At 66.6% G+C, this 12,176-nt stretch carries 9 protein-coding genes; 8 read left to right on the top strand and 1 reads right to left on the bottom strand.

What is annotated here, in order from left to right; genetic code table 11:
* Nucleotides 1-268 precede the first annotated feature (268 nt).
* The 8 genes from RIF93_RS13795 to RIF93_RS13765 all read left to right on the top strand — a co-directional run bounded on the left by RIF93_RS13795 (nucleotide 269) and on the right by RIF93_RS13765 (nucleotide 10,812).
* Nucleotides 269-1,594 carry an integrase arm-type DNA-binding domain-containing protein gene (locus tag RIF93_RS13795; protein WP_309092028.1) on the top strand — a complete coding sequence of 442 codons (1,326 nt, stop codon included), beginning with the start codon at nucleotides 269-271 and terminating at the stop codon, nucleotides 1,592-1,594.
* 218 nt (nucleotides 1,595-1,812) lie between these two features.
* A complete protein-coding gene (locus RIF93_RS13790) occupies nucleotides 1,813-2,142 on the top strand; it encodes a hypothetical protein (protein ID WP_309092027.1) in 330 nt (109 codons plus the stop codon).
* Nucleotides 2,108-2,476: a helix-turn-helix transcriptional regulator gene (locus tag RIF93_RS20745; RefSeq protein WP_375163881.1), complete on the top strand. Its 369-nt coding sequence runs from the start codon at nucleotides 2,108-2,110 to the stop codon at nucleotides 2,474-2,476. The genes RIF93_RS13790 and RIF93_RS20745 overlap by 35 nt, the downstream gene beginning before the upstream one ends.
* A gap of 428 nt (nucleotides 2,477-2,904) precedes the next feature.
* Nucleotides 2,905-3,462, top strand: a complete 558-nt coding sequence (locus tag RIF93_RS13785) for a hypothetical protein (RefSeq protein WP_309092026.1) — start codon at nucleotides 2,905-2,907, stop codon at nucleotides 3,460-3,462.
* Between the two features lie 150 nt (nucleotides 3,463-3,612).
* Nucleotides 3,613-7,239: a type I restriction-modification system endonuclease gene (hsdR, locus tag RIF93_RS13780; RefSeq protein ID WP_309092025.1), complete on the top strand. Its 3,627-nt coding sequence runs from the start codon at nucleotides 3,613-3,615 to the stop codon at nucleotides 7,237-7,239.
* The gene (locus RIF93_RS13775; protein WP_309092024.1) at nucleotides 7,221-8,702 is read left to right on the top strand and encodes an N-6 DNA methylase; all 1,482 of its coding nucleotides are present in this window, start codon (nucleotides 7,221-7,223) and stop codon (nucleotides 8,700-8,702) included. Before hsdR ends, RIF93_RS13775 begins: the two co-directional genes overlap by 19 nt.
* Entirely contained in the window at nucleotides 8,699-10,171 is a 1,473-nt protein-coding gene (locus tag RIF93_RS13770; RefSeq protein ID WP_309092023.1) for a restriction endonuclease subunit S, read from the top strand. Before RIF93_RS13775 ends, RIF93_RS13770 begins: the two co-directional genes overlap by 4 nt.
* Nucleotides 10,168-10,812 carry a hypothetical protein gene (locus RIF93_RS13765; protein ID WP_309092022.1) on the top strand — a complete coding sequence of 215 codons (645 nt, stop codon included), beginning with the start codon at nucleotides 10,168-10,170 and terminating at the stop codon, nucleotides 10,810-10,812. The genes RIF93_RS13770 and RIF93_RS13765 overlap by 4 nt, the downstream gene beginning before the upstream one ends.
* 9 nt (nucleotides 10,813-10,821) lie before the next feature.
* Here the strand turns inward: RIF93_RS13765 and RIF93_RS13760 are convergent.
* Nucleotides 10,822-12,176 (bottom strand): hypothetical protein (locus tag RIF93_RS13760; RefSeq protein WP_309092021.1); only part of this gene is annotated, 1,355 nt, incomplete at its 5' end.

The raw sequence follows: 12,176 nt of genomic DNA, 5'->3' as shown, positions 1-12,176 counted from the left end.
CGCATTGCGCGCTTGGCAAGAGCCCCCGGGGGCGAGGTTCAGAACAGGGAGAAGTGGCGCACCCGACACGATTCGAACGTGTGACCTTTGCCTTCGGAGTGGGAAATGGCGTGATTTCCGGCTGTTGCTGAAAATCTCACGCTGCTCTTAACCATCTGATTTTTCGCCCGATGTGCGTATCAAGTTGCTGCGGGATGTTTCTCCGAGTTACGTCGCCACTGCCCCACTACTGCCCCACTAGATGGCGGTGGGGCAGAGAGGCGTCCCGATGGCGGCAGCGAAGGCTATCTCAACGGATCGGCAGGTCGCGGCCCTTCGTCCGGCCGAGAAGCCATATGAGGTGTCGATCGACGGCGCGCGCGGTCTCGCGATACGGGTCTTTCCCACCGGCACGAAATCGTTCGAGTTTCGCTATGTGAGCCTGGCCGGCGCGCGCCGGCGCCTCCCGCTGGGCGCGTATCCTGGCCTGAAGCTCGCCGATGCCCGAGACCAGGCCGCGGCCCTTCGCGTCGCAGTCGTCGGCGGTGCGGATCCAGCCGAGGAGCGCGCCGCGGCGAAAGCCGCTGCACGCACAGGGGAAACGCTCGACGAGCTTTTCACCGCCTACCAGACTGCCGCGGCCAAGGGCCTGCACGGAGGCCGAGGTCGGCCAAAAACGGCAAAGGTGCTCGCCGTCGAAGAGAGCCGCTGGCGTCTGCACGTTCGGCCGAAGCTGGGCGCTCGCAAGTTCACCGACCTCACACGCGGCGACATTAAAGCCTTCATGCGTGAACTCGCTTCGACCGAGATGTCGCCGGCCTCTGTCGCGTCGATCGGCGGAAGCTTGCGGGCCGTACTGGCCTTCGCCGTTTACGAAGAGCGGCTCGAGGTGAATCCGGCGACGGGCCTCACGCGCCCGCTCGAGCCGCCCACTCGCGAGCGCATGTTCAGTGACGAAGGCGTCGCGAAGATCTGGCGCGCGCTCGTCGTTGCATCGAAGCCTCGCGCGAAGGGCCAGGAGAGGGCCGATAAGGGAGCTCGACTGGAGCCCAGCACGGCCTTGGCCCTGCGCTTCGCGCTCCTCACGCTTTGCCGCCGCGGGGAGGTCGCTGGCGCCAAGTGGTCAGAGGTCGATGAGGCTGCCCGCCTCTGGACCATACCCGCAGACCGGGCGAAAGCGCGTCGTCCGCATGTGGTCCCGCTCTCGAAGCCCGCCCTGGCGGTGCTGAAGGAGGTGCGGACACTGCAGGACTCGCCCTTCGTGTTCCCAGCGCCGGAGGATGCCGACCGCCCGCTGCCGCCTGACGCGATGACGCTTGCGCTCACCCGCATCTGCCGCCGTCAGAATGTCCCGCACGGCAGCCCTCACGACTTCCGGCGCAGCGGTGCGACCACCCTCGCCGCGGTGTACCAGACGCCCGGCTTCATCGTTTCGCTACTTCTGGGCCACGCAGCCAGCGACGGCGCCGCCGCCATCACCAGCGTTTACAACCGCTTCGACTATGCTCCTCAGCAGCGCTCCGCCCTCGACGCCTGGGGCGAGCACGTCATAGCGCTGAGCGAGGGCAGGAATCCTCGGGACGCGGAGGTCATCCCGATGCGGCGGCGGCGATGACAATGGGCGTTAGAAGGGGTCGAGGCGCTCCCCGACCGCAGGTTCCGACCACAGACCGAGAAGGTACCATCCAGGTCCTTAAAGATACTGCGGACTGGTTCTCTGATGAACACGCCTCCGAACGGCTAGCGCGCGCGCTGGATAGCGCGGAGGCGCACGCCCATGACGTTCTCTCGGACCGGACCAACCCTCACGAATGGAAGCGAGAACGGGCAAAGATGTTGCTCGATCGCGTGGAGAACATTCGCCTAGGCACCGCTGACAAATTCAGCGGATGGAGCACCGAGCACTACTTGCTCTCAGCCATCGACCTAGGTGTCTATATCCACGAATTGGATGGCTTCTATGCTCCGCTGCCGGGAAGGCCAGAACTCTATAGCCGCGCCCACTTTGCACGCTACAAGCTGCACAAAGCCAGGGGCCTGAAGCGGCAAGCGGCCGCACTTGCGACGCTCAGAGAAATGTACCCCCTCATGTCAGAGGCGGAGCTGAAAGGCTTGGTGCGCGGGCTTTATGAGGCTGCCGAGCGCCATGACGGAAAAAAGTAGCCACCTTCCTGCACTGGAAAGCCGATCCAATCCTGAAGCTTCTTGCGACTCCTCGGCGCACCGCGCCGCTCATTTGATGGAGCCGAGTATGGAAGATCGAGGAACTCCCAAACCGCCGCGCCTTATCCGTGCTGCAGAAGTCTACGACCGCGCCGCGCTTTCTCGCGCCAGCATCTGGCGCCGGGTGCGAGAGGGCTCGTTCCCGAAGCCTGTCACGCTAGGCTACAACCGCATCGCTTGGGTCGAATCCGACATTGATGCCTGGATCGAGGCTCAGCGCGACAATCCTCCCGCCCCACCCCGGAAAGCAGATGACGGGGTTGCGGCGTCGTGATCCACAAACTGAAAACCCCCGTCGCCTCGGCAAAGGCGAACGGGGGCGATGGAGATGTTCACGTGAGCGCTGAACCTCTCGATCATAACCCGCCGCGCTCGGAGATCGCCAGCCCGTCTTGGCGCGGACAGGACGCGTGGTTGCGTCAGGTCTCTGCTGATCCAGCCCAAGGCAATGCCGCCTTCCGGGCGGCGTGGGCAGTATCGACACTCCTACGCGAGGACGGCGACCAAGCAAGGACCACCTTGCAAGCCATCGGCACTGTCGCTGGTCAGCGAGGCCAGAATGGCGAGTCCGCCGTGTGGGTGCGCCGTGGTCTCCTGGCGCTTGAGCGCGGTGGCCATCTCTGGATCAGTCGACCTCAGGTGCACGGTCGCGGACACATCCACCGCTATGCCCTGATCTCGAAGAGCCCACAGGGGTGATGCATGGCTCGCCACAACAAGAAGGGCCGGTCGAAAGGGGGCGGACGTTTTGTCGCTCTCCACCATTTCATGCTGAATACTCTCGCATGGCAGAGCCTCTCGCCGGCCGCGCGCGCCGTCTATGTTTTCCTAGCGCAACAGTATGACGGTGCGAACAACGGGACCCTGCGCGGCCCCGACCGCGGCATCGCCGATGGCTGCAACATGAACCGAGCGACCGCCGCCAAGGCGAAACGCATTCTCGAGGAACGTGGCTTGATCGAACTCGTCACGCCCGGCGGGTTCAGTCGCAAGGTTCGGCACGCCAGCGAGTATCGATTGACCATCTATCGATGCGACGTAACCGGAGCGGCCCCTTCCAAGGCATTCCTGAAGTGGCGTCCAGTGGCCCCCGAATCGAGCCAATCAATTGCGGAACACGGGCCCACTTCAGGCCCAAAACTGGCCCCTCAAACAGGCCAGCGCGATGTCGATGGGGGTCACACTGGCTTAAATGAGGGACCAAAATCGTCCCTTCAGGCCCATTCACGGGCCTACCTTAGGGGCCACATATACATCTAAGCCATAGGCCGGTGCATTCCGACGGCGAGGTGTGTCCCTCAATGGCGCCTGCCGATGACGATGCCGCCCTCGCCTGGTTCCCCCATCATAGCGGGACGAGCCTCAACCACGGCGCGGCACGGCCACACCTGAGGACGCGGAGTCGCCGGGGTGAGATCGGGGGGAGTCGTCGACTCCAACAATGGATCCGAATGCAGGCGCCGCCGGACTGCCGATAGGGGCGGAAAAGTCGGAAGACGTCGCCGCTGGAACCGGTGCCGGGGCCACTTTTGCCGGGTGTCGAATTTTAGGAGGGGGGTCGTTCCCGCACCTCAGGACCAGATCCCGGTCCGACTTGCCATCGGACGCTCCACCTTCCCTTCCTGCGCACGTCTTGCGAGAGTGGCGCTGAGGACGGGGCGGTTGCGGTCAACGAACTTCGAGTTTCTGGCGCGACACGACCGGCGGCTGGTTCAGCTCGCCGGCCTGGCGGAGCGTTACTTCACCGAAGACCCGGCGACGTCGCTGGTCAAGATGCGCCAGTTCGCCGAGGTGCTCTGCGGACTTATAGCCGCGCGGGCCGGGTTGCTGGACCAGCCGGGCGAGACCTTCGCCGACAGACTGCGGCGGCTCCAGTTGGAGCGGGTTCTGCCGCGAGAGGCCGGAGACCTGTTTCAGCAGTTGCGCGTCGTGGGTAATCGAGCGGCCCATGAATACCAGGGCACTCACGCCGAGGCGCTGACGGCGCTCAAGGTCGGCCGGCAGCTGGGCGTATGGTTCCACGTCTCGCGCAGCGGCGACCGCGGGTTCAATCCAGGGCCGTTCACCCCGCCTCCGCCCCCGGCGGATCCGACTGGACCGCTTCAGGAGGAACTCGCGCGTCTCCGCGAGGAGCTCGCCGCCTCCCAGACGGAGGCCGAGCGCCATCGCGCGGAAGCCGAGCGGGCCGCGGAAGCGAAGCTGAGCGCGGAGGAGCGGGCGCGACGGGAGGCGGAAGAAAAGGAGGAATGGGCACAGCTCGCTTCGGAAACGGACGCCCAGCTGAAGGACCTCGCCCATCAGCTGGCCTCGCTCCAGGCCGCGGCCGAAGCGCAGCCGGCCGAGGCGGAAGCCTTCGTCGAGATGGCCCAGGCGGCGGCCAAGGACATCACGCTCGACGAGGCGGCCACGCGCACCATCATCGATCAGCAATTGCGGGACGCCGGCTGGGAAGCTGACACCCAGACCGTGCGGTATTCCGCCGGCACCCGGCCGACGAAAGGTCAGAACCTCGCCATTGCGGAGTGGCCGACAGCGACCGGGCCAGCCGACTATGCCCTGTTCTCGGGCACGACCCTCGTCGGCGTCATCGAGGCGAAGCGCAAAAACAAGAACGTCATGGCCTCTCTCGATCAGGCCGAGCGCTACGCCAAAGGCATCAAGGGCGTGGAGTCTCATCTTGCCGAGGGCGCGCCGTGGAGAGACTTCCTCGTGCCGTTCGCCTTCTCGACCAACGGCCGGCCGTACCTGCGCCAGCTCGAAACCGCGTCGGGCATCTGGCGGCGGGACCTCCGGCGCGCGACCAATCCCGGCAAGGCCCTGACGGGCTGGCCCTCGCCAGCGGGTCTGCTCGAGCGGCTGGAGGTGGACCGGGACGCGGCGGAGGCGGCGCTGGCGACGCAGGGCTTCGACTTCGGCTTCCCGCTGCGGCCGTACCAGAAGAAGGCCGTCGAGGCGGTGGAGAAGGGCCTCGCCGAGGACCGCACCCACATGCTGGTTGGCATGGCGACCGGGACCGGCAAGACCAAGCTGGCCATCGTCATGCTGTACCGGCTGATCGCAGCCAAGCGCTTCCGCCGGGTCTGCTTCGTCGTCGATCGCAGCGCCCTGGGCGAGCAGACCGAGAAGGAGTTCACCACCACCAAGGTCGTGAGCGGCAAGGGCTTCGCCGAGATATTCGGACTCAAGGGCCTCGGCGACGTCACACCTGACCCGGAGACGCGGGTCCACATCTGCACCATCCAGGGGCTGGTGAAGCGGGTGCTGTTCGCCGACACGCCGGGCGAGGCGCCGCCGGTCGACCAGTACGATCTGATCATCGTCGACGAGTGCCACCGCGGCTATCTGCTGGACCGCGAGATGTCGGACGCGGAGCTCAGCTTCCGCAGCCAGGACGACTACGTCTCCAAGTACCGCCGCGTGCTCGACCATTTCGACGCGGTGAAGATCGGCCTGACTGCCACGCCCGCGCTCCACACCGTCGAGATCTTCGGTGCGCCTGTGTTCAGCTACTCGTATCGAGAGGCCGTGGTCGACGGCTACCTGATCGATCACGAGCCGCCACTGCGGATCACCACCGCCCTCGCCGAGCAGGGCATTCACTTCATGGCCGAGGAGGAGGTGCAGTTCATCCACGCGCCCACCGGCCAGACCGAACTGTTCAAGCTGCCCGACCAGCTCGACTTCGATGTCGAAGCCTTCAACCGGACGGTCATCACCGAGCCGTTCAACCGCGCCGTCGCCGAGGAGCTGACCAAGCACATCGACCTGTCGGAGCCCGATAAGACCTTGGTGTTCGCGGCCTCGGACGCCCATGCGGACATCGTGGTGAAGGTGCTGCGCGACGCCTTCCGCGAGGCCTATGGCGAGATCGAGGACGCCGCCATCCGCAAGATCACCGGCAGCGTCGACAAGGTCGGCAAGCTGATCCTCAGCTACCGCAACGACGCCCTGCCGAAGATCGCCGTCACCGTCGACCTGCTGACCACCGGCGTGGACGTGCCGCGCATCACCAACCTCGTGTTCCTGCGCCGGGTGAACAGCCGCATCCTCTACGAGCAGATGCTGGGTCGGGCGACACGTCTGTGTCCGGAGATCGGCAAGGAGACCTTCCGCATCTTCGATGCGGTCGATCTCTACAGCCGGCTCCAGAACCTGACCGAGATGAAGCCGGTCGCCTCCGACCCGAACATCACCCTGACCCAGCTCCTCGAAGAGTTGGCGGCGATCGACGATGCCGAGCATCGCGCGGCGGTGCGCGACCAGATCATCGTCAAGCTGAGCCGCCGGCTGAAGCGGCTGTCCGAGGAAGCGCGGGCGAAGGCTCAGCTGGCCAGCGGCGAGACGCCGGAGGAGACCCTCGACCGCTTCCGCAAGGGGTCGGCCGACGAACTGGCGGCCTGGGTGAAGAGCCGGCCGGGGCTTGGGCCGGCGCTGGACTGGATGACCGACGGCGGCATGCCGGTCATGGCTCCGATCTCGCAGCACGCGGACGAGGTGGTCGAGGTCAGCTACGGCTACGGCGCCGCGGATAAGCCCGAGGGCTACCTCGACGCGTTCGCCGCCTTCGTGAAGGGCAATTTGAACCAAATCGCCGCCCTGACCACGGTGGTGCAGCGGCCGCGGGAGCTGACCCGCGCCGAGCTGCGGGAGCTGCGCCTGCAGCTGGATGCCCAGGGGTTCACGGACGCCAAAATCCGCAAGGCCTGGGCGGACGCGCGCAATGAGGACATCGCTGCCTCGATCATGGGCTATGTCCGGCAGGCGGCGCTCGGCGATCCTCTGGTACCCTACGCCGACCGGGTGAAACGGGCGGTGGACGCGGTGATCCGGAAAGGCGAATGGACGCCCATCCAGATCCGCTGGCTGCGCCGCATCGGCGAGCAGCTAGAGAAAGAAGTCGTAGTCGACCGCGATTCATTGGATGAGGAGCCGTTCCGGGCCGACGGGGGATTCCGCGTCCTGAACAAGCGGTTCGACGGCAAGCTGGAGTCGGTCCTAGCGGACCTGAGTGAGGAAGTATGGCGAACGGCGAGCTGACGCGCGGCAGGGTGACGACCCAGGACATCGTCGGCCGGCTGTGGAACCTGTGCCACGTCCTGCGCGACGACGGCGTCGGTTATGGCGAGTACGTCACCGAGCTGACCTTCCTGCTGTTCCTCAAGATGCTGGAAGAGACCCAGCGCGAGGACCGCTTGCCCGCGGAGTACCGCTGGAAGACCATCGCCTCGCGCGAAGGCGTCGAGCAGCTGGATCACTACAAGCGCGCCCTGCTGGAGCTCGGCAAGGCGGCGGACCCGGTCGTCGCCCAGATCTTCACCGACGCCCAGACCCGGCTGCGCAAGCCGGCCAACCTCAAGACTCTGACGACTGCCATCGACGGCCTGGACTGGTTCTCGGCCCGCGAGGAAGGGCTCGGCGAACTGTATGAAGGCTTGCTGGAGAAGAACGCGTCGGAGAAGAAGTCCGGCGCCGGCCAGTACTTTACGCCGCGTCCCCTCATCGACTGCATCGTGCGGCTGATGAAGCCGCAGGCGGGAGAGGTGATCCAGGACCCGGCGGCGGGCACCGCCGGCTTCCTGGTCGCCGCGGACCGCTATATCAAGGACGCCACCGACGACCTCTACGGGCTGCCGCAGGCGCAGGTCTTCTTCCAGCGCAACAACGCCCTGACTGGCATCGAGCTAGTGCCCGACACCCATCGTCTGGCGCTGATGAACTTGATGCTGCACGGCGTCGATGGACCGATCACTCAGGGCGACAGCCTGTCGCCGGACGGCGAGGCGCTGGGCAAGGCCGACCTGATCCTCACCAATCCGCCTTTCGGCACCAAGAAGGGCGGCGGGCGGCCCAGTCGGTCTGACTTCTCGGTCACCGCCGACACCTCCAACAAGCAGCTGGCCTTCGTCGAGCATGTAGCGCGGGCGCTGAAGCCCGGCGGCCGCGCCGCGGTGGTCGTGCCGGATAATGTGCTGTTCGAGGACAACACCGGCCGCCGCCTGCGCCGGTGGCTGATGGAGCTGGCCGACCTGCACACCATCCTGCGGCTGCCGACCGGCATCTTCTACGCCCAGGGGGTAAAGACCAACGTCCTGTTCCTGCGACGGGGCGAGACCGAGCGGGCCAACACAAAGGCCGTCTGGGTCTATGACCTGCGCGCCAATATGCCGGCCTTCGGCAAGACCCGGCCGCTGACGCTGGCCGACTTCGCGGCCTTCGAGGCCGCCTATGGCGACGATCCGAACGGCGGCGCGGCGCGGACGGACGAAGGCCCCGAGGGCCGCTTCCGCCGCTTCACTCGCGAGGAGGTCGCCGCTCGCAACGACAACCTCGACCTCGCCTGGCTGCGCGACGACTCCGACGCGGCCGAAGACGACCTGAGCGATCCCGAGGACATCGCGGCGGCCATCCTGGGCCACCTGCGCGCGGCCCTGGCCGAGGTGGAGACGGTCGGCGCGGAGCTGGCCGGCGAGGAGGCCGCGCCGGCGGAGGTGGGGGCGTGAGCGGGCTGCCGAAGGGGTGGGCCATCGCGTCAATCGACGACCTTACCGACCCCAAGGCGCCAATTTGCTATGGCGTGCTGAAGCCCGGCGATCGCGATGGTGCCAGCGTGCCGATGGTGCGCGTTACGGACATCCGACACGACATCCTCAGTCAGGCGCATCTCATGCTTATTTCCAGGAGCTTGGATGAAGAGTTCTCGAGGAGCCGCATCCGGCGGGGTGACGTCCTGCTTTCGATACAGGGGACGATTGGGCGGGTCGCGATAGTTCCAGACAACCTGCCAGCGGCCAACATTTCGAGGACGATCGCGCGCATACGTCCAGCGTTGCCGGAGTTGTCTCGGTGGCTCTGGGCGGCCCTGCGAACCCCGCAAATGCAGGAGGCAATGGGCAAGGAAACTGGTGGATCAACGCGCGACAGTTTGAACATCGGCGCGCTACGTGAGATCCTTATTAGACTGCCGCCCGTCGCCGAACAGAGGCGGATCGTGGCGAAGCTCGACGCTCTGACCGCCCGCACGGCCCGCGCCCGCGCCGACCTCGACCGCATCCCCGCCCTCGCCGCCCGCTACAAGCTGGCCCTGCTCCGGACCGCCATGCGCGGCGGGCTGACTGAGTCATGGCGAGAACAGGCCGAGCTTGAACCCGCTTCAGCTCTCGTGGAGCGGACGCCAGCTCCACAGCAGGGTCGAGGTGGACGTGAGGCAACCACCGGGATTGTGCCGGGCCAAGCGGCCCTCTCGGTGAATGATCCGGGAACGTCAGCCCCGGACGGATGGGCCTGGACGCCGCTGCTTCGCATCGCGCGGCAGGAGACCGGACACACACCCAGTCGGAGCGTCGACAGCTACTGGGGCGGTGAGGTTCCGTGGATCGGCATCCGGGATGCTGGCGCTCACCACGGTAGAACGATCGAGCGCACGCTTCAGACCATCACTGAGGAGGGCCTCGCGAACTCGTCTGCGCGCGTGCTTCCGGCCCGCACGGTCTGCCTCTCTCGCACCGCCTCGGTAGGCTACGTTACGATCATGGCGAGGCCAATGGCGACCAGTCAGGATTTCGCGACTTGGACCTGTAGCGAGGCGCTGGAACCCGAGTTTCTGATGTACGCCCTGATGGCTGAGGGCGACGATATCCGGGCGTTCGGCGAGGGTTCGACCCACACAACGATCTACTTCCCGGAGATACGGGCCCTGCATATCTGCCTTCCGCCGTTGGCCGAGCAGCAGGAGATCATACGGCGGGTGAGGGCCGGTCTCACCGAAATCGACCGCCTGACCGCCGAAGCCGAGGCCGCCCGCCGCCTGCTCGACCGGCTGGATCAGGCGATCCTCGCCAAGGCCTTCCGCGGCGAACTGGTCCCGCAGGACCCCGCCGACGAGCCCGCCAGCGTGCTGCTGGAGCGCATCCGCGCCGAACGCGCCGTCGCGCCGAAGACGAGCCGGGGACGGCGCAAGGCGGCCGCATGAGCCACGGGCGCGCCGACATCGCCATCGGCGTGATTGACGTAGGCTCGCCCAACGGCGGCAAGCTGGGCTGGGCCATCCTGACGCCCAACGCCGAGCCCATTCGCGGCAAGGACCTCGACGCCTTCATCGACGCCATGACCACGCTTGGCGCAAGCTGGCCCCTGGCCATCGGTTTCGAGGCCCCGCTTTTCATCCCGACGCCCGCCGAGGCCCTGAAGATCCTGAGCGGCCGCCGCGGAGAGGGCTCCCGGCCCTGGAGCGCGGGCGCCGGTGCCGCCGTCACTACGGCGGCCCTGGCGGTGGTCGCCTACACCCTGGCCGGCCTGCGCAAGGGATTGAGCGACGCGGCGGCCTCGACCGACATCAGCGCCTTGCCCACGCGCCCCGGCGACACCCTCTTCTTCGAGGCCTTCGTCACCGCCGCCGCCAAAGGCGTCGACCACGCCGATGACGCCTTGATCGCCGCCCGCGAGATGCGCGCCCTTCTCTCTGGCGACCGCCCCTACCGCTCCGCCATCGACGAACCTGAGGTCTTCAGCCTGCTGGGCGCGAGCTTGCTACGCACGGGCTGGTCGTCGGACCTGGCGGTTCTGTCGGCTCCTTGCCTGGTCGTCAGGCCGGGGTTTGATCACTACGGCTGACGAACAACCTCAGCCCAGTCGTGCGCCAAGCTGACGTTCGAGGCCGATCCATTTGTCGCGGAAAGCCGGACCTTCAAGGTCGGCCGCGTCCAGCCTCAGGGCGGCGGCGATCTGGAGGCGGAGCTTCCCCATGTAGGTCAGGAAGCCTTCGCGAGCTGGCGTGTCAGGGCAGTGGCGCTCGATCGCGTCCAGCGCCCACAGAACCGTCGCCCAGGTTTCCAGAAAGTCCGCGGGGATGCCGCCCGCGGCCCGATCAACGACCAGCCGGCTGATCGGCGCCTGACGCCCGACAAAGAAGGCCGTCAGCACGCGGAAGGCCAGGCGCGTCCAGCCCTGATCGTCCAGTGTAGGAGAAAGGCCCTGCGGAAGCGCCGCGCATCGCGCATTGTAGAGCAAGAGCATGAGCCAGAGGCGGAGCCTCAAGACCTCCAGGGGGCCGGTAGCGCCGTCCGAGGCGCAGGCCCGGGCATAGGCATGGACCGCCTTCTCGAATTCTGCGGCGTCAACGCGCCGCTCGCCGGGTTGCGCGGACCTCGCGTTCGGGGCCCGCTCGGGGTCTTCTGGAGACTCCTCATCGAGATCAGCGGAGTCACCTTCCGTGCCGTCATCGAACTCCGACAATCTGTTCAGCAGCTGACGGACGTGATCACAGTGAAGCCCCTCAATCGCGCTGTCCGAGAGCGCCGCCCCTTGCGGATCATTGCGGGGCCGCTCTCGCATGAAGTCTTCGTACGACAGGTGCCGGTTCTCATTTTCGCTTGCGACGGCTTCCCTAGGCGAGCGGCTCGGCGCAATGCGATCTGAGCCGGCGCCAGGCTCCATGTCCGCCCGGCTCAGCGCATCGAGCGCTTCCAGCGCGAACAGGTTCAGATCGACCGTGTTCGAGAACCAGTCGGCGGCCCGCGCCGCAGCGCCGCCGAGTGGCTCCCTTCGGTTTCGGCGAAGAGCCGCAGAGTGCTCAATGCCGGCGAGGCTCGACTTACGGTCGACGTATTGCACCTCGGCGAAGCGCGCTTGCTCGGCGGCGCCGGGCGCCAAGACGAATTGGCGCCGATCGGAGCCAGCAGCGGAGTGAGAAATCTCCGCCAGAACGGAGAGCTCCGCGTCGAACACAACGAGGACGACGTCCCGATCTCGAAGTGGCGGCGGCGGGCTCCAGACGAGCACGCCTTGTTCAATCACGAACCGGCCTGGGCTCGATGCAGTTAGCGCGGCCAAGGGAATGGGAGGTGACGGAACAGGATCAGGAAGCGCTTCGATCGCGACCGTAGGTGCATCGACCCACTGATCGAGGCCAAGTGCTTGCATCGCCTCCCCTGTCGGCAGCCGACGGTAGAGGCTGGCCTCCGCATTGCGGCCGCCCA

The sequence above is a fragment of the Phenylobacterium sp. genome (assembly GCF_031181185.1).
In the GTDB taxonomy this organism is placed as follows: domain Bacteria; phylum Pseudomonadota; class Alphaproteobacteria; order Caulobacterales; family Caulobacteraceae; genus Phenylobacterium.
The sequence above is the reverse complement of the archived record's forward strand: the minus strand, read 5'-3'. Positions and strand labels throughout refer to the sequence as shown.

What these genes read in the sequence shown, in the direction of transcription:
- RIF93_RS13765 (WP_309092022.1), top strand. Translation starts at nt 10,168, where the DNA reads ATGAGCCACGGGCGCGCCGACATCGCCATCGGCGTGATTGACGTAGGC.
- RIF93_RS13790 (WP_309092027.1), top strand. Translation starts at nt 1,813, where the DNA reads ATGTTGCTCGATCGCGTGGAGAACATTCGCCTAGGCACCGCTGACAAA.
- RIF93_RS13795 (WP_309092028.1), top strand. Translation starts at nt 269, where the DNA reads ATGGCGGCAGCGAAGGCTATCTCAACGGATCGGCAGGTCGCGGCCCTT.
- RIF93_RS13775 (WP_309092024.1), top strand. Translation starts at nt 7,221, where the DNA reads ATGGCGAACGGCGAGCTGACGCGCGGCAGGGTGACGACCCAGGACATC.
- RIF93_RS13785 (WP_309092026.1), top strand. Translation starts at nt 2,905, where the DNA reads ATGGCTCGCCACAACAAGAAGGGCCGGTCGAAAGGGGGCGGACGTTTT.
- RIF93_RS20745 (WP_375163881.1), top strand. Translation starts at nt 2,108, where the DNA reads ATGAGGCTGCCGAGCGCCATGACGGAAAAAAGTAGCCACCTTCCTGCA.